Annotated in this window: 17 protein-coding genes, 7 tRNA genes and 1 other RNA gene; 7 read left to right on the top strand and 18 right to left on the bottom strand. The window is 51.2% G+C overall.

Going from position 1 to position 17,262, the window contains the following annotated elements:
• The first annotated feature begins 27 nt into the window (after nt 1-27).
• From galE to gpmA, 5 genes are all read left to right on the top strand, one after another.
• Nucleotides 28-1,044 (top strand): UDP-glucose 4-epimerase GalE, encoded by a 1,017-nt coding sequence (gene galE / locus FTE26_RS06490; protein WP_001265438.1) that lies wholly within the window; start codon nt 28-30, stop codon nt 1,042-1,044.
• Nucleotides 1,045-1,053: 9 nt separating this feature from the next.
• Nucleotides 1,054-2,100 (top strand): galactose-1-phosphate uridylyltransferase, encoded by a 1,047-nt coding sequence (gene galT, locus FTE26_RS06485; protein WP_000191531.1) that lies wholly within the window; start codon nt 1,054-1,056, stop codon nt 2,098-2,100.
• Nucleotides 2,101-2,103: 3 nt separating this feature from the next.
• A complete protein-coding gene (gene galK, locus FTE26_RS06480; protein ID WP_000053437.1) occupies nt 2,104-3,252 on the top strand; it encodes a galactokinase in 1,149 nt (382 codons plus the stop codon).
• Nucleotides 3,246-4,286 carry a galactose-1-epimerase gene (gene galM / locus FTE26_RS06475; RefSeq protein ID WP_000931389.1) on the top strand — a complete coding sequence of 347 codons (1,041 nt, stop codon included), beginning with the start codon at nt 3,246-3,248 and terminating at the stop codon, nt 4,284-4,286. Before galK ends, galM begins: the two co-directional genes overlap by 7 nt.
• Nucleotides 4,287-4,490: 204 nt before the next feature.
• Nucleotides 4,491-5,243: a 2,3-diphosphoglycerate-dependent phosphoglycerate mutase gene (gene gpmA, locus FTE26_RS06470; RefSeq protein WP_001295305.1), complete on the top strand. Its 753-nt coding sequence runs from the start codon at nt 4,491-4,493 to the stop codon at nt 5,241-5,243.
• Between the two features lie 157 nt (nt 5,244-5,400).
• Here gpmA and aroG read toward each other — a convergent pair whose 3' ends face one another.
• The gene (gene aroG / locus FTE26_RS06465) at nt 5,401-6,453 is read right to left on the bottom strand and encodes a 3-deoxy-7-phosphoheptulonate synthase AroG (RefSeq protein ID WP_001109196.1); all 1,053 of its coding nucleotides are present in this window, start codon (nt 6,451-6,453) and stop codon (nt 5,401-5,403) included.
• A gap of 315 nt (nt 6,454-6,768) precedes the next feature.
• Here aroG and FTE26_RS06460 point away from each other — a divergent pair, with 315 nt between their 5' ends.
• Nucleotides 6,769-7,149, top strand: a complete 381-nt coding sequence (locus FTE26_RS06460; protein ID WP_000784351.1) for a YbgS-like family protein — start codon at nt 6,769-6,771, stop codon at nt 7,147-7,149.
• Between the two features lie 113 nt (nt 7,150-7,262).
• Complete coding sequence (gene zitB / locus FTE26_RS06455; RefSeq protein WP_000951292.1) at nt 7,263-8,204, top strand: CDF family zinc transporter ZitB; 942 nt, start codon at nt 7,263-7,265, stop codon at nt 8,202-8,204.
• Here the strand turns inward: zitB and pnuC are convergent.
• From pnuC to ybgC, 17 genes are all read right to left on the bottom strand, one after another.
• Nucleotides 8,201-8,920: a nicotinamide riboside transporter PnuC gene (pnuC, locus tag FTE26_RS06450; protein ID WP_000345410.1), complete on the bottom strand. Its 720-nt coding sequence runs from the start codon at nt 8,918-8,920 to the stop codon at nt 8,201-8,203. The two genes, zitB and pnuC, sit on opposite strands and share 4 nt — an antisense overlap.
• Nucleotides 8,921-8,957: 37 nt before the next feature.
• Entirely contained in the window at nt 8,958-10,001 is a 1,044-nt protein-coding gene (nadA, locus tag FTE26_RS06445) for a quinolinate synthase NadA (protein ID WP_000115295.1), read from the bottom strand.
• A gap of 248 nt (nt 10,002-10,249) precedes the next feature.
• Nucleotides 10,250-10,375: non-coding RNA, RtT sRNA (locus FTE26_RS06440), on the bottom strand.
• 30 nt (nt 10,376-10,405) lie between these two features.
• Nucleotides 10,406-10,481: transfer RNA gene (locus FTE26_RS06435), tRNA-Lys, on the bottom strand.
• A 33-nt stretch (nt 10,482-10,514) separates the two neighbouring features.
• A tRNA-Lys gene (locus FTE26_RS06430) sits at nt 10,515-10,590 on the bottom strand.
• A 146-nt stretch (nt 10,591-10,736) separates the two neighbouring features.
• Nucleotides 10,737-10,812, bottom strand: a tRNA-Lys gene (locus FTE26_RS06425).
• A 2-nt stretch (nt 10,813-10,814) separates the two neighbouring features.
• Nucleotides 10,815-10,890 (bottom strand) — tRNA-Val (locus FTE26_RS06420).
• Nucleotides 10,891-11,039: 149 nt separating this feature from the next.
• Nucleotides 11,040-11,115: transfer RNA gene (locus FTE26_RS06415), tRNA-Lys, on the bottom strand.
• Between the two features lie 2 nt (nt 11,116-11,117).
• A tRNA-Val gene (locus FTE26_RS06410) sits at nt 11,118-11,193 on the bottom strand.
• A gap of 135 nt (nt 11,194-11,328) precedes the next feature.
• Nucleotides 11,329-11,404: transfer RNA gene (locus FTE26_RS06405), tRNA-Lys, on the bottom strand.
• A 164-nt stretch (nt 11,405-11,568) separates the two neighbouring features.
• Nucleotides 11,569-12,360, bottom strand: a complete 792-nt coding sequence (gene cpoB / locus FTE26_RS06400) for a cell division protein CpoB (protein ID WP_000097580.1) — start codon at nt 12,358-12,360, stop codon at nt 11,569-11,571.
• A gap of 9 nt (nt 12,361-12,369) precedes the next feature.
• Nucleotides 12,370-12,891, bottom strand: a complete 522-nt coding sequence (pal, locus tag FTE26_RS06395) for a peptidoglycan-associated lipoprotein Pal (protein WP_001295306.1) — start codon at nt 12,889-12,891, stop codon at nt 12,370-12,372.
• Between the two features lie 34 nt (nt 12,892-12,925).
• Nucleotides 12,926-14,218, bottom strand: a complete 1,293-nt coding sequence (tolB, locus tag FTE26_RS06390) for a Tol-Pal system beta propeller repeat protein TolB (protein WP_001295307.1) — start codon at nt 14,216-14,218, stop codon at nt 12,926-12,928.
• A 132-nt stretch (nt 14,219-14,350) separates the two neighbouring features.
• Nucleotides 14,351-15,616, bottom strand: a complete 1,266-nt coding sequence (gene tolA, locus FTE26_RS06385; RefSeq protein WP_000030637.1) for a cell envelope integrity protein TolA — start codon at nt 15,614-15,616, stop codon at nt 14,351-14,353.
• 64 nt (nt 15,617-15,680) lie between these two features.
• Nucleotides 15,681-16,109, bottom strand: coding sequence for a colicin uptake protein TolR (gene tolR, locus FTE26_RS06380; RefSeq protein WP_000090097.1), 429 nt, complete (start codon nt 16,107-16,109; stop codon nt 15,681-15,683).
• 3 nt (nt 16,110-16,112) lie between these two features.
• Nucleotides 16,113-16,805, bottom strand: coding sequence for a Tol-Pal system protein TolQ (gene tolQ, locus FTE26_RS06375; RefSeq protein WP_000131314.1), 693 nt, complete (start codon nt 16,803-16,805; stop codon nt 16,113-16,115).
• Complete coding sequence (ybgC, locus tag FTE26_RS06370; protein ID WP_001098384.1) at nt 16,802-17,206, bottom strand: tol-pal system-associated acyl-CoA thioesterase; 405 nt, start codon at nt 17,204-17,206, stop codon at nt 16,802-16,804. The genes tolQ and ybgC overlap by 4 nt, the downstream gene beginning before the upstream one ends.
• Nucleotides 17,207-17,262: the final 56 nt, after the last annotated feature.

The following is a 17,262-nucleotide window of genomic DNA, read 5'->3' as shown; positions in this document are numbered from 1 at the left end:
CATACCATAAGCCTAATGGAGCGAATTATGAGAGTTCTGGTTACCGGTGGTAGCGGTTACATTGGAAGTCATACCTGTGTGCAATTACTGCAAAACGGTCATGATGTCATCATTCTTGATAACCTCTGTAACAGTAAGCGCAGCGTACTGCCTGTTATCGAGCGTTTAGGCGGCAAACATCCAACGTTTGTTGAAGGCGATATTCGTAACGAAGCGTTGATGACCGAGATACTGCACGATCACGCTATCGACACCGTGATCCACTTCGCCGGGCTGAAAGCCGTCGGCGAATCGGTACAAAAACCGCTGGAATATTACGACAACAATGTCAACGGCACTCTGCGCCTGATTAGCGCCATGCGCGCCGCTAACGTCAAAAACTTTATTTTTAGCTCCTCCGCCACCGTTTATGGCGATCAGCCCAAAATTCCATACGTTGAAAGCTTCCCGACCGGCACACCACAAAGCCCTTACGGCAAAAGCAAGCTGATGGTGGAACAGATCCTCACCGATCTGCAAAAAGCCCAGCCGGACTGGAGCATTGCCCTGCTGCGCTACTTCAACCCGGTTGGCGCGCATCCGTCGGGCGATATGGGCGAAGATCCGCAAGGCATTCCGAATAACCTGATGCCATACATCGCCCAGGTTGCTGTAGGCCGTCGCGACTCGCTGGCGATTTTTGGTAACGATTATCCGACCGAAGATGGTACTGGCGTACGCGATTACATCCACGTAATGGATCTGGCGGACGGTCACGTCGTGGCGATGGAAAAACTGGCGAACAAGCCAGGCGTACACATCTACAACCTCGGCGCTGGCGTAGGCAACAGCGTGCTGGACGTGGTTAATGCCTTCAGCAAAGCCTGCGGCAAACCGGTTAATTATCATTTTGCACCGCGTCGCGAGGGCGACCTTCCGGCCTACTGGGCGGACGCCAGCAAAGCCGACCGTGAACTGAACTGGCGCGTAACGCGCACACTCGATGAAATGGCGCAGGACACCTGGCACTGGCAGTCACGCCATCCACAGGGATATCCCGATTAAGGAACGACCATGACGCAATTTAATCCCGTTGATCATCCACATCGCCGCTACAACCCGCTCACCGGGCAATGGATTCTGGTTTCACCGCACCGCGCTAAGCGCCCCTGGCAGGGGGCGCAGGAAACGCCAGCCAAACAGGTGTTACCTGCGCACGATCCAGATTGCTTCCTCTGCGCAGGTAATGTGCGGGTGACAGGCGATAAAAACCCCGATTACACCAGGACTTACGTTTTCACTAATGACTTTGCGGCCTTGATGTCTGACACGCCAGATGCGCCAGAAAGCAACGATCCTTTGATGCGTTGCCAGAGCGCGCGCGGTACCAGCCGGGTGATCTGCTTTTCACCGGATCACAGTAAAACGTTGCCAGAACTGAGCGTTGCGGCATTGACGGAAATCGTCAAAACCTGGCAGGAGCAAACCGCAGAGCTGGGAAAAACGTACCCGTGGGTGCAGGTCTTTGAAAACAAAGGTGCGGCGATGGGCTGCTCTAACCCGCATCCGCACGGACAGATTTGGGCAAATAGCTTCCTGCCTAACGAAGCTGAGCGCGAAGACCGCCTGCAAAAAGAATATTTTGCCGAACAGAAATCACCAATGCTGGTGGATTATGTTCAGCGCGAGCTGGCAGACGGTAGCCGTACCGTTGTCGAAACCGAACACTGGTTAGCCGTTGTGCCTTACTGGGCTGCCTGGCCGTTCGAAACGCTACTGCTGCCCAAAGCCCACGTTTTGCGGATCACCGATTTGACCGACGCCCAGCGCAGCGATTTGGCGCTGGCGTTGAAAAAGCTGACCAGTCGTTATGACAACCTCTTCCAGTGCTCCTTCCCCTACTCTATGGGCTGGCACGGCGCACCATTTAATGGCGAAGAGAATCAACACTGGCAGCTGCACGCGCACTTTTATCCGCCTCTGCTGCGCTCCGCCACCGTACGTAAATTTATGGTTGGTTATGAAATGCTGGCAGAGACCCAGCGAGACCTGACCGCAGAACAGGCAGCAGAGCGTTTGCGCGCAGTCAGCGATATCCATTTTCGCGAATCCGGAGTGTAAGAAATGAGTCTGAAAGAAAAAACACAATCTCTGTTTGCCAACGCATTTGGCTACCCTGCCACTCACACCATTCAGGCGCCTGGCCGCGTGAATTTGATTGGTGAACACACCGACTACAACGACGGTTTCGTTCTGCCCTGCGCGATTGATTATCAAACCGTGATCAGCTGTGCGCCACGCGATGACCGTAAAGTTCGCGTAATGGCAGCCGATTATGAAAATCAGCTCGACGAGTTTTCCCTCAATGCGCCCATTGTCGCGCATGAAAACTATCAATGGGCGAACTACGTTCGTGGCGTGGTGAAACATCTGCAACTGCGTAACAACAGCTTCGGCGGCGTGGACATGGTGATCAGCGGCAATGTGCCGCAGGGTGCCGGGTTAAGTTCTTCCGCTTCACTGGAAGTCGCGGTCGGAACCGTATTGCAGCAGCTTTATCATCTGCCGCTGGACGGCGCACAAATCGCGCTTAACGGTCAGGAAGCAGAAAACCAGTTTGTTGGCTGTAACTGCGGGATCATGGATCAGCTAATTTCCGCACTCGGCAAGAAAGATCATGCCTTGCTGATTGACTGTCGCTCACTGGGGACCAAAGCAGTTTCCATGCCGAAAGGTGTGGCTGTCGTCATCATCAACAGTAACTTCAAACGTACCCTGGTTGGCAGCGAATACAACACCCGTCGTGAACAGTGCGAAACCGGTGCGCGTTTCTTCCAGCAGCCAGCTCTGCGCGATGTCACCATTGAAGAGTTCAACGCTGTTGCACATGAGCTGGACCCAATCGTGGCGAAACGCGTGCGTCATATCCTGACTGAAAACGCCCGCACCGTTGAAGCTGCCAGTGCGCTGGAGCAAGGCGACCTGAAACGTATGGGCGAGTTGATGGCGGAGTCTCATGCCTCTATGCGCGATGATTTCGAAATCACCGTGCCGCAAATTGACACTCTGGTAGAAATCGTCAAAGCTGTGATTGGCGACAAAGGTGGCGTACGCATGACCGGCGGCGGATTTGGCGGCTGTATCGTCGCGCTGATCCCGGAAGAGCTGGTGCCTGCCGTACAGCAAGCTGTCGCTGAACAATATGAAGCAAAAACAGGTATTAAAGAGACTTTTTACGTTTGTAAACCATCACAAGGAGCAGGACAGTGCTGAACGAAACTCCCGCACTGGCACCCGATGGTCAGCCGTACCGACTGTTAACTTTGCGTAACAACGCAGGGATGGTAGTCACGCTGATGGACTGGGGTGCGACTTTACTTTCAGCTCGTATTCCGCTTTCCGATGGCAGCGTCCGCGAGGCGCTGCTCGGCTGTGCCAGCCCGGAATGCTATCAGGATCAGGCTGCGTTTCTGGGGGCCTCTATTGGTCGTTATGCCAACCGCATCGCCAATAGCCGTTATACCTTTGACGGTGAAACCGTGACGCTTTCGCCAAGTCAGGGCGTTAACCAGCTGCACGGCGGCCCGGAAGGGTTCGACAAACGTCGCTGGCAGATTGTGAACCAGAACGATCGTCAGGTGCTGTTTGCCCTGAGTTCAGATGATGGCGATCAGGGCTTCCCGGGTAATCTCGGCGCGACGGTGCAATATCGTCTGACCGACGATAACCGTATCTCTATTACTTATCGCGCCACAGTTGATAAACCTTGCCCGGTGAATATGACTAATCACGTCTATTTCAATCTTGACGGCGAGCAGTCTGACGTGCGCAATCACAAGTTGCAGATTCTGGCGGACGAATATCTGCCGGTTGATGAAGGCGGCATTCCGCACGACGGTCTGAAATCTGTCGCCGGAACGTCTTTTGATTTCCGTAGCGCCAAAATCATCGCCAGTGAGTTTCTTGCCGACGACGATCAGCGCAAAGTGAAAGGTTACGATCACGCATTCTTGTTACAGGCCAAAGGCGATGGCAAGAAAGTGGCGGCGCATGTCTGGTCAGCAGATGAAAAATTGCAGCTGAAGGTCTACACCACCGCTCCGGCTCTGCAATTCTACTCCGGCAACTTCCTCGGCGGCACGCCATCAAGAGGAACTGAACCTTACGCCGACTGGCAAGGCCTGGCACTGGAAAGCGAGTTTCTGCCGGACAGCCCAAACCACCCTGAATGGCCGCAACCGGACTGCTTCCTGCGTCCTGGCGAAGAGTATTCCAGCCTGACGGAATATCAGTTTATTGCTGAGTAGCACCTGAAGCCCTCGTAATGAGGGCTTTATCCTTATATTGCTCAAATCACCAGCAAACACCGACATATTTGCAACTCAATATTCACAACAACCTTACACTGCGACACTATTTTCGCTATGGTTATGCGTAAGCATTGCTGTTGCTTCGTCACGGCAATATAATGAGAATTATTATCATTAAAAAATGATTTGAGGAGTAAGTATATGGCTGTAACTAAGCTGGTTCTGGTTCGTCATGGCGAAAGTCAGTGGAACAAAGAAAACCGTTTCACCGGTTGGTACGACGTGGATCTGTCTGAGAAAGGCGTAAGCGAAGCAAAAGCAGCAGGTAAGCTGCTGAAAGAGGAAGGTTACAGCTTTGACTTTGCTTACACCTCTGTGCTGAAACGCGCTATCCATACCCTGTGGAATGTGCTGGACGAACTGGATCAGGCATGGCTGCCCGTTGAGAAATCCTGGAAACTGAACGAACGTCACTACGGTGCGTTGCAGGGTCTGAACAAAGCGGAAACTGCTGAAAAGTATGGCGACGAGCAGGTGAAACAGTGGCGTCGTGGTTTTGCAGTGACTCCGCCGGAACTGACTAAAGATGATGAGCGTTATCCGGGTCACGATCCGCGTTACGCGAAACTGAGCGAAAAAGAACTGCCGCTGACGGAAAGCCTGGCGCTGACCATTGACCGCGTGATCCCTTACTGGAATGAAACTATTCTGCCGCGTATGAAGAGCGGTGAGCGCGTGATCATCGCTGCACACGGTAACTCTTTACGTGCGCTGGTGAAATATCTTGATAACATGAGCGAAGAAGAGATTCTTGAGCTTAATATCCCGACTGGCGTGCCGCTGGTGTATGAGTTCGACGAGAATTTCAAACCGCTGAAACGCTATTATCTGGGTAATGCTGACGAGATCGCAGCGAAAGCAGCGGCGGTTGCAAACCAGGGTAAAGCGAAGTAAACGTCATTCGTTTAAAATGAGAAAGCCGACTGCAAGTGAGTCGGCTTTTTTGTTGCTAACAATGGAGCACATTGCCTGATGCGACGCTGCGCGACTTATCAGGCCTGTGGTGATTCATCGGATACGCCACTCTGACGGCGCATCCGACAATTAAACCTTACCCGCGACGCGCTTTTACTGCATTCGCCAGTTGACGTAACAGAGCATCGGTATCTTCCCAGCCGATGCAGGCATCGGTGATGCTCTTACCGTAGGCCAGCGGCTCCCCGCTCTCGAGGCTCTGATTGCCTTCCACCAGATGGCTTTCCACCATCACGCCAATAATGGCCTTTTCGCCACCGGCAATCTGCTGGCAAACGTCAGCACAAACATCCATCTGCTTTTTGAATTGTTTGGACGAGTTAGCATGGCTGAAATCGATCATCACCTGTGCTGGCAGGCCTGCTTTGTTCAGCCCTTCTTTCACTTCAGCAACGTGCTTCGCGCTGTAGTTAGGCTCTTTACCGCCGCGCAGAATGATATGGCAATCGCCGTTACCGCTGGTATTCACAATCGCCGAATGCCCCCATTTCGTTACGGACAGGAAGCAGTGCGGCGCACCGGCGGCATTAATGGCATCGATAGCCACTTTAATCGTACCGTCGGTGCCATTTTTGAAGCCGACCGGACAAGAAAGCCCTGATGCCAGTTCGCGGTGCACCTGCGATTCGGTGGTACGTGCGCCAATTGCGCCCCAGCTCATCAGGTCAGCGAGATATTGTGGGGTGATCATATCGAGAAACTCACCTGCCGCTGGCAGACCGCTGTCGTTAATATCAAGCAGCAATTTACGGGCTATACGCAGACCGTCGTTGATCTGGAAGCTATTATCCATATGCGGATCGTTAATCAGCCCTTTCCAGCCCACCGTGGTACGCGGCTTTTCAAAATAGACGCGCATTACGATTTCCAGCTCATCTTTCAGCTCTTCACGCAGCGCCAGCAAGCGAGTGGCATACTCTTTTGCCGCGACAGGATCATGAATTGAGCATGGGCCAATCACAACCAACAGGCGATCATCATTACCTTTCAGGATCTTATGGATCGCTTTTCGGGCATGGGCAACCGTATTCGCGGCATTTTCAGTAGCGGGGAATTTTTCCAGCAATGCGACAGGAGGAAGTAACTCTTTGATTTCTTTGATGCGTAAATCGTCGTTCTGATAATTCATGTCTGTTCCAGTGTTGCCATACTTATCTTAGTGAATGCAATACTTCCAATCTATATCTTCCGTCAGAATGTGTAAACGGGGTTTTACACTATGAACGGATTAATCCTGGAATTAGCAAGAAAAACGCCAGATTGTCGCGAAAAACGAGATCTCTCCTACAATTTCTAACTGTAACTCCTTTGTTTGTTAATTATTTCAAGATTCTCTGCTGCGTTTCATAACCTGGCTGAAATCTTAAACCAATGCCTTATATTCACCTGCAAATGCACTGTTGGAAGAGGTTATCCGACATAACGACCATAACAGGAGCATCCTATGAAAATGACAAAACTGGCCACATTATTTCTGACTGCCACTCTAAGCCTTGCCAGCGGTGCCGCACTGGCTGCTGATAGCGGAGCGCAAACTAATAACGGCCAGGCAAACGCCGCAGCTGATGCGGGCCAGGTAGCCCCTGACGCCCGTGAAAATGTCGCGCCAAATAACGTCGACAATAACGGGGTAAATACCGGTTCTGGTGGCACAATGCTGCATTCGGATGGTTCTTCAATGAACAATGACGGAATGACCAAAGATGAAGAGCACAAGAACACCATGTGCAAAGATGGTCGCTGTCCGGATATCAATAAAAAGGTACAAACCGGTGATGGCATCAATAATGATGTCGATACCAAAACCGACGGTACCACGCAGTAACCCTGCAAAATAGCCAATAATGGGAGAGCGGAGTCTCTCCCTTTTAATTTTTCACTTCTAAAAGCAGTATGATGTCATAAAGTTAAGTGAGAATAATTAAGGGATGACTCGTCATGGCGCACTCACACTCACACACGTCCTCACACCTGCCAGAAGATAATAATGCTCGTCGCTTGTTGTATGCTTTCGGCGTGACTGCCGGGTTTATGCTGGTAGAAGTCGTTGGTGGTTTTCTTTCTGGTTCTCTGGCATTGCTGGCCGATGCGGGTCATATGTTGACCGATACTGCCGCCCTGCTTTTCGCCCTACTCGCCGTGCAATTTTCACGTCGTCCTCCCACCATTCGCCACACTTTCGGTTGGCTAAGACTGACCACGCTCGCGGCGTTTGTGAATGCCATAGCCCTCGTGGTAATTACCATTTTGATTGTCTGGGAGGCGATAGAACGCTTCCGCACGCCGCGTCCGGTCGAGGGCGGCATGATGATGGCAATTGCCGTGGCTGGGTTGCTGGCAAATATACTTTCTTTCTGGTTACTTCATCACGGCAGCGAAGAGAAAAACCTCAACGTACGAGCAGCGGCACTGCATGTGCTCGGGGACCTGCTGGGTTCGGTTGGGGCTATTATTGCCGCGTTGATTATTATCTGGACTGGCTGGACACCTGCTGACCCCATTCTCTCGATACTGGTGTCGCTTCTGGTTCTGCGTAGCGCGTGGCGACTGTTGAAAGATAGCGTGAATGAATTACTTGAAGGTGCACCGGTATCGCTGGATATCGCTGAACTGAAGCGTCGTATGTGCCGGGAAATCCCGGAAGTCCGCAATGTGCACCATGTACATGTATGGATGGTAGGCGAGAAGCCGGTGATGACGTTGCATGTGCAGGTGATCCCGCCACACGATCACGATGCCTTGTTGGATCAGATCCAACACTACCTGATGGATCACTATCAGATTGAGCACGCCACCATTCAGATGGAATATCAACCTTGTCATGGGCCAGACTGCCACCTGAATGAAGGGGTGTCTGGCCATTCACATCATCACCATTAATGGGACAGCGCGCGTGAGCCTCTTTCACGTGCGCTGTTGATCCACATCCGGCTGCCGTTGAGCGCAATAAAGGTCAGGATGATGTACTCCAGAGACATGGCGTAAACGCCCTGAAGTGCAAAAATAACGACGCTAATCACGTTAATAATCACCCACAACAGCCAGTTTTCCACATACTTACGCGTCATCAGAATCATTGCCACGATAGATAACACCATCATGCATGAATCCCAGAACGGGAAAGCGTCCGGTTGCAGTTCAGGCATCACAACCTGTAATCCTAATGCTTGCATGATCATGACTGCCACGCGGGTCAAAAATGCAAACACCGGATTGATAAATACCGTCATCAGACCAATCGAAACAACGCAAACCGCCAACCAGCTGAGTGCCTTCGGCAATGGCAACCAGCGAATTTTCAACTCCGCCTCGTTCTGACTGGTTTGTCGCGACCACGCATACCAACCGTAAATATTCGCGGCAAAGAAAAACACCTGTAATAGCAGGCTGGCATACAGCTGAATCTGAAAGAAAATAATGCCAAACAAGGTGACGTTGATCAGGCCAAAGAAGTAGTTGCTGATCTTCTCCAGACTGGCAAGGCCAATACACAGCAACCCGGCGATCGTGCCTACCGCTTCGATCCATGAGAGATCATAACCGCCTGCCCCTATTGGTATATGTACCAGGATATTCTGCACACTAAAAAAATCCATCTTTCCCCCAAAGCGTAACGTTACGCCTTATTATTCGTTATCCACGTAGTGTAGCCGCAAAATCCAGCATACGATTGAGCGGCACCAGCGCCCTCTCTCGCAGCCTTTCATCAACATGAACCTCGTGATTGCTTCCTTCCTGTTCTAATGCCTCTGCGATGGACTGAAGGCCATTCATGGCCATCCACGGACAATGCGCGCAGCTGCGGCAGGTTGCACCCTCACCTGCGGTTGGTGCTTCCAGTAACTCTTTATCTGGCACTGCCTGCTGCATTTTGTAGAAAATGCCCCGATCGGTTGCCACGATAAGCCGCTGATGTGGCAATGTTTTCGCAGCAGCGATCAGTTGACTGGTGGAACCGACCGCATCCGCCATATCGACAATAGCTTGTGGTGATTCTGGATGCACCAGTATGGCAGCATCCGGGTATTCTTCTTGCAAGCGGGTTAACGCCTGAGTCTTAAATTCATCATGCACAATACAGGCACCCTGCCAGCATAGAATGTCTCCACCCGTCTGTTTTTGCACGTAACGCCCCAGATGTTTGTCGGGTGCCCAGATGATTTTTTCACCCAAACTATCAAGATGATCAATAAGTTCGACGGCAATGCTTGAAGTTACCACCCAATCTGCGCGCGCTTTTACCGCAGCAGAAGTGTTGGCGTAGACGACGACAGTACGATCGGGATGGGCATCGCAAAATGCGTTAAATTCTTCAACAGGGCAGCCGAGATCCAGTGAACATTCAGCCTGAAGTGTCGGCATCAGAATTGTTTTTTCCGGACTGAGAATTTTGGCGGTTTCTCCCATAAATCTCACCCCAGCGACTAACAAAGTAGAAGCGGGATGCTTTGCACCGAAGCGCGCCATTTCCAGAGAATCAGAAATACAGCCACCGGTTTCTTCTGCCAGTTGTTGAATTTCGGGATCGGTATAGTAGTGGGCAACCATCACCGCATTACGTTCTTTTAGCAGACGTTTTATCTTCTCGCGGTAATACGCTTTTTCATCAATGCTTAACGGCGTCGGCTTCGGGGGGAAAGGATAAATCGCCGTGTCTGGATCAAACATTACGCTCATCTTACCATCTCGTTTTACAGGCTTAACGTTAAAACCGACATTAGCGTAATATTCGCTGTTATCGGTGTAATTTGTTTTATATGCTAAACAAGATAGTCGAATGGTGGGGAAAAGTCACTCGAATTACGCCTAATTCCACCGACGTAGAGTTGCTTGCACAGTAAGCTCTGACGATGTCATCAGGTTTACAAAGTGAAATTGAGGATGCCTGAATAGCAAAAAAGCGCCTTTAGGGCGCTTTTTTACATTGGTGGGTCGTGCAGGATGACTCGCTTCGCTCGCCCTTCGGGCCGTCGCCGCGAGCGGCTCCGTTGTTTCGCTGCGCTCAACTCAAACCTGCTGCAGGTTCGAATCTTTGAGTATCGCAGATAGCAAAAAAGCGCCTTTAGGGCGCTTTTTTACATTGGTGGGTCGTGCAGGATTCGAACCTGCGACCAATTGATTAAAAGTCAACTGCTCTACCAACTGAGCTAACGACCCCTTGCGGGATTATGCTGCTTTAATCATTCAGGATGGTGGGTCGTGCAGGATTCGAACCTGCGACCAATTGATTAAAAGTCAACTGCTCTACCAACTGAGCTAACGACCCATACGGGTGTTACCTGAAAGATTTCTACTCGGGGCCAATCTTTAAGATTGGTGTGTCGTGCAGGATGACTCGCTTCGCTTGCCCTACGGGCCGTTGCTGGCGCAACGTTATCCTTCACGCTTAACATCTGAGTTTGATGTTAAAATTGGTGGGTCGTGCAGGATTCGAACCTGCGACCAATTGATTAAAAGTCAACTGCTCTACCAACTGAGCTAACGACCCGGTGGTGGGTGATGACGGGATCGAACCGCCGACCCCCTCCTTGTAAGGGAGGTGCTCTCCCAGCTGAGCTAATCACCCGATACTGCGCTGGATACTACAAACTACTTCCACCGAACCCACCGTAATTAGTGGTGGGTCGTGCAGGATGACTCGCTTCGCTCGCCCTACGGGCCGTTGCTGACGCAACGTTATCCTACACGCTTAACATCTGTCTTCGATGCTAAAACTGGTGGGTCGTGCAGGATTCGAACCTGCGACCAATTGATTAAAAGTCAACTGCTCTACCAACTGAGCTAACGACCCGGTGGTGGGTGATGACGGGATCGAACCGCCGACCCCCTCCTTGTAAGGGAGGTGCTCTCCCAGCTGAGCTAATCACCCAATACTACGCTGGATACTACAACTAACTATGTTAGTGGTGGGTCGTGCAGGATGACTCGACTTCGTCTCGCCCTTCGGGCCGTTGCTGATGCAACGTTATCCTTCACGTTTTACTACCGCTTCCACCTTAGCGATTGGTGGGTCGTGCAGGATTCGAACCTGCGACCAATTGATTAAAAGTCAACTGCTCTACCAACTGAGCTAACGACCCACTTTTTCGTTGCTTTCGGTTTGTTTGATATCCCGTGGCAACGGCGGCATATATTACTGATTTCAGACTTGAGCGCAACAAAAATTTCGATGCAGATCACTCAACTGCTTATGATTCGCACGACACGACCAGAAATAATGCGACTTCTGGTCGTGTGTTATGCATTACATCGCGTTCAGACGTTTTTGTGCCTGTTTAGCGCCATCAGTACCAGGGTATTTACTGATAACCTGCTGGTATACGGCTTTCGCTTTTGCGGTGTCACCTTTGTCCTGCATGATGACGCCGACTTTAAACATCGCATCAGCAGCCTTTGGTGACTTCGGATAGTTTTTCACTACCGAAGCAAAATAGTACGCCGCATCATCTTTTTTACCCTTGTTGTAGTTTAACTGACCCAGCCAATAATTGGCGTTTGGCAGGTAAGTTGAATCAGGGTAATTTTTGATGAAATTCTGAAATGCCACCATTGCGTCATCCTGGCGGGATTTATCCTGCACCAGCGCAATAGCTGCATTGTAATCCGTGTTTGCATCGCCGCTTTTCACCGGCGCGCCAGCATTCGCAGTACCAGCATCAGCTGTCGGCGTCGTTGATGCCGCCGCACCGCTTTGATCGCTGCTGGTTGATTGCGCCGCTGCACCACCGCTGCTGAGGCTGTCGATCTGCAACAGGATCTGCTTTTGCCGCTCCACGACCTGATTCAGTTGATACTGATTTTCCTGAATCTGACCACGCAGGGAATCAATATCGGATTGATTATCAGAAAGTTGTTGCTGGAGTTGGGTTAAAAGCTGGCTGTGAGCATTAGAAATACGCTCAAGTTGAGTGACGCGGTCTTCGACCGAGCCTGAGCCGACACTACTGATTGGTGCCTGAGCAAAAGCGGCCCAGGGGGCCGCTATACCAACCAGTAACGACAGACTCAATAGTTGATGTCTGAAGTTACTGCTCATGCAATTCTCTTAGTAAACCAGTACCGCACGACGGTTTTTGGAGTATGCCGCTTCGTCATGACCCAGTACTGCAGGTTTTTCTTTACCGTAAGAAACGATGGAGATCTGGTCTGCAGAAACGCCTTTACCCTGCAGGTACATCTTAACGGCGTTCGCACGACGTTCACCCAGGGAGATGTTGTATTCCGGAGTACCACGTTCGTCCGCGTGACCTTCTACGGTGACTTTGTAAGACGGGTTGCTACGCAGGAAGTTTGCATGTGCATCCAGCATTTGAGCGAAGTCAGAACGGATATCGTACTTGTCCAGATCGAAGTAAACGATGTTGTTCTGCTGCAGCTGTTGCATTTGCAGACGAGCCTGCTCTTCGGAAGACATGTTGCCGTTGCCGCCGTTCGCATCCATACCAGTGCCGGCACCCAGCATGCCTTCGCTGCCGTCATTGCTGGCGTTCTTGTTGGAAGAACATGCCGCAATTGCCATAACAGGCAGAGCAATCATCAGCCCTTTCAGCACTTTGTTCAGTTGCATTTCAATGATTCCTTTACTATTCAATTAATTATTATCACAGATACGGCGACCAGGCAGGGAATTTGACCTGTCCATCAGTTGCCGGAAGACGCGCTTTGAAACGCCCATCTGTAGAAACCAAATTCAGCACGGATCCCATCCCCTGAGAAGAGCTGTAGATTACCATAGTGCCGTTAGGTGCCAGACTTGGCGTTTCATCCAGGAACGTGGACGACAGAACTTGTACGCCTCCCGTTGCCAGATCTTGTTTGGCAATGTGCTGCTGCCCACCATTGGAGCTGACCATTACCATAAATTTACCGTCGCTGCTGACATCCGCATCCTGGTTCTGCGAACCTTCCCAGGTAATACGTTGTGGCGCACCGCCGTTGATATTCACTTTATAAACCTGCGGACGACCGGCCTGGTCAGAAGTAAATGCCAGGTTCTGGCTATCCGGGAACCAGGTCGGTTCGGTATTGTTACTGCGACCATCAGTCACCTGGCGGATCTGACCAGAAGCCAAATCCATTACGTACAGGTTCAGACTACCGGTTTTCGACAAGGCGAATGCCAGTTTGCTGCCGTCTGGCGAGAATGCAGGTGCACCGTTGTGACGCGGGAATGAAGCCACCTGACGTACAGCGCCATTTGCCAGCGTCTGAATAACCAGCGCGGAACGACCGCTTTCGAAGGTCACATAAGCCAGTTTAGAACCGTCTGGTGACCACGCCGGAGACATCAGCGGCTGCGGTGAACGGTGAACGACAAACTGGTTGTAACCGTCATAGTCAGATACGCGCAGTTCATACGGGAACTGACCGCCGTTGGTCTGAACAACGTAGGCAATACGAGTACGGAACGCACCTTTAATGCCGGTCAGTTTTTCAAACACTTCATCACTGGCGGTATGACCAGCATAACGCAGCCACTGCTTGTTCACTTTGTACGAGTTCTGAGCAAGTACAGTACCCGGTGCGCCGCCAGTGTCAACAAGTTGATAAGCAACATTGTAAGAACCATCCGGATTCGGAGTGACCTGACCGACAACTACAGCGTCAATGCCCAGTGCGGACCATGCAGCTGGTTGTACTTCCTGCGCACTACCCGGCTGCTGTGGCAGACGAGCGCGATCTAACGGATTAAATTTACCGCTGTTACGCAAGTCAGCAGCAACGATGCCGCCAATATCTTCAGGTGCCGCACCAGGCCCCGCCCACTGGAAAGGAACAACACCAATAGGACGACCGGAATCTACACCGCTGTCGATCACAATGCGGACTTCAGCATGCAGAACTGATGCCCACAGTATGAGAAAACCAAATGCTACTCGTAATGCCTGCTTCATCATATCTCCCTTATCTGGACCGATGGCCCACGATAATTTAGCAGAATGTTAACAAACTAAAATACACAAAACTACCAGAACCCCGTGGCAACCGGTGCCTGATGTTGACCGTCCGAACAGTCAACATCGCGATTACGGTTTGAAGTCCAATGGCGCGTTTTTGAACACTTCATATACTGCCTGGCTTGGTGGTTTCGGGATCTTCGCAAGTTTAGCTGCTGCCAACGCAGCCTGACAAAGTGCGGGATCGCCACCTTCAGGTTTGATATCCAGTAACATACCATCGGGTGCCAGTTTTATGCGCAGCGTACAGGTTTTGCCTGCATAGGACGATGCGTCATAGAACTTACTTTCGATAGCAGATTTAATCTGCCCGGCATAGTTATTGATATCGGCCCCTGATGCGCCATTGTTTTTAGTATTACCACTCCCGGCAGGCGAAGCATTGTTCCCTTTCGCCCCTCCCCCCGTTTTCGGTGCATTCTTACCAGAGCTTAGCTCACCGAAAATATCATCTGCCTCTGCGGCCGCTTTTGCTGCAGCGGCTTTTTCAGCTGCAGCTTTTGCCGCTGCCGCTTTTTTGTCTGCGGCGGCTTTTTCTGCCGCTGCTTTCTTATCAGCTGCTGCCTTTTCAGCAGCCGCTTTTTCTGCTGCTTTTTTGTCGGCTGCAGCTTTCTCTGCTGCCGCTTTCTTATCAGCTGCAGCCTTTTCAGCAGCCGCTTTCTTCTCAGCTTCTGCTTTGGCTTTTTCAGCAGCTTCAGTTGCCGCTTTCTTTCTTGCTTCAGCTGCAGCTGCTTCTGCCGCTTCCGCTTTCTTCTTCAGTGCCGCAGCGGCTGCCTCGGCTTTTTTCTGCGCTTCGGCTGCGGCTTTGGCGGCTTCTGCTTCTGCTTTTTTCTTTGCGTCTGCAGCCGCTTTCTTCGCTGCTTCTTCCGCAGCTTTAGCATCTGCTTCGGCCTTCGCTTTAGCATCTGCCGCCGCTTTCGCTGCCGCCTCTTCAGCTTGCTTCTGCTTTAACTCGGCCTGTTTTGCGGCTTCTTCAGCCTGCTTTTTCTGCTCCTGAGCCGCTAACCGCTCTTTCTCAAGTTGCTTCAGGCGTTCCTGTTCAGCCGCTTGTTTCTCACGCAGTTCTTCAGCAGCCTGCTGTTCCTTCATCTTGCGCTGTTCATCAGAACGCTTCGCGCTTGATTCCTGGCTTTGCATGCGTTTGTACTGCTCAACTACCGCACCTGAATCAACCATGACAGCGTCGATGGACGAACCACCGCCGCCTCCGGCTGAAGCTTCTATATTCTCATCGAACGAACTCCAGATCAGCGCCGCAAATAAGATGACATGCAGCACTGCTGAAATAATTATCGCCCGCTTGAGCTTGTCGTTTTGTTCGGTTGCCTTTGACACTCTCGGTTTCCAAAAACTGTTCGCCTGTTACCCGCTCTCTTTCAAGCAAGGGAAACGCAGATGTTTAGATAGGCTGCGTCATTAAACCAACCGATTTCACACCCGCACTATGTAACAAGTTCAGTGCTTTAATTATTTCATCGTAAGGCACATCTTTTGCGCCACCGATCAGAAAGACCGTTTTCGGGTTGGCCTTGAAACGGCTGGACACTTCCGCCACCACCTGCTCTGGTGGTAAACGCTCCAGGCGATCTTTCTCAACCACCACGGTGTACTGACCAATACCAGACACTTCAACAATCACTGGCGGATTATCGTTACTGCTCACCGCCTGTGATTCAGTAGCGTCTGGCAGATCGACCTCCACGCTCTGGGTGATGATGGGCGCTGTCGCCATAAAGATCAGCAACAGCACCAGCAGTACGTCCAGCAACGGTACAATGTTGATTTCGGACTTGAGATCGCGACGACCTCGTCCACGCGCTCTGGCCATGGCTTACCCCTTGTTGCTCTCGCTAACGGTAAACGCCTGGCGGTGCAGAATCGCGGTAAACTCTTCCATAAAGTTGTCGTAATTCAGTTCCAGTTTGTTTACGCGCTGGTTGAGGCGGTTATAAGCCATTACCGCCGGAATTGCGGCGAACAGACCAATTGCAGTCGCAATCAACGCTTCTGCGATACCGGGCGCAACCATTTGCAGTGTTGCTTGTTTTACCGCCCCGAGGGCGATAAAGGCGTGCATGATCCCCCAGACCGTACCAAACAGACCAATATACGGGCTGATGGAGCCAACCGTACCGAGGAACGGAATGTGCGTTTCCAGATTTTCAAGTTCACGGTTCATGGAGATACGCATAGCACGCGACGCCCCTTCCACTACGGCTTCCGGCGCATGGCTATTGGCACGATGCAGGCGCACAAACTCTTTGAACCCGCTGTAAAAGATTTGTTCCGAACCAGTCAGATTATCCCGTTTCCCCTGGCTCTCTTGATAGAGGCGAGAGAGTTCGATTCCAGACCAGAATTTATCTTCAAACGCTTCGGCTTCGCGCGCCGCTGCGTTAAGAATACGGGTCCGCTGGATAATAATGGCCCAAGATGCGATTGAAAAACCAATCAAAATCAACATGATAAGTTTAACCAGAAGGCTAGCCTTCAGGAACAAATCAAGGATATTCATGTCAGTCACTGCTTAAACTCCGCGACAATAGACTTGGGAAGCGCACGAGGCTTCATTTTGAGTGGGTCAACGCAAACAACCAGAACCTCTGCTTCATTCAGCAAAGTATTCTCGGCGTTGACAATACGTTGCGTGAAAACCAAAGAGGTGCCACGCATTGATGTTATTTCAGTCTGTATTTCGAGCATATCGTCGAGCCGCGCAGGTGCGTAATATTCCACCGTCATTTTACGTACCACAAAGGCAACGCGTTCAGCCATCAGCGCCTGCTGACTGAAGTGATGATGACGCAGCATCTCTGTGCGTGCTCTTTCATAAAAAGCGACGTAACTGGCGTGGTACACCACACCACCGGCATCGGTATCTTCATAGTAGACGCGAACCGGCCATCGAAACAGCGTTGTATTCACTTTACATCCCGGTAATGCAACAAAAGTTAGAGCTTTTAAACGCTGCTACTATACGC

Source organism: Escherichia sp. S10b (assembly GCF_028421345.1).
In the GTDB taxonomy this organism is placed as follows: domain Bacteria; phylum Pseudomonadota; class Gammaproteobacteria; order Enterobacterales; family Enterobacteriaceae; genus ECMA0423.
This window is presented reverse-complemented; position numbering and strand designations above follow the sequence as displayed.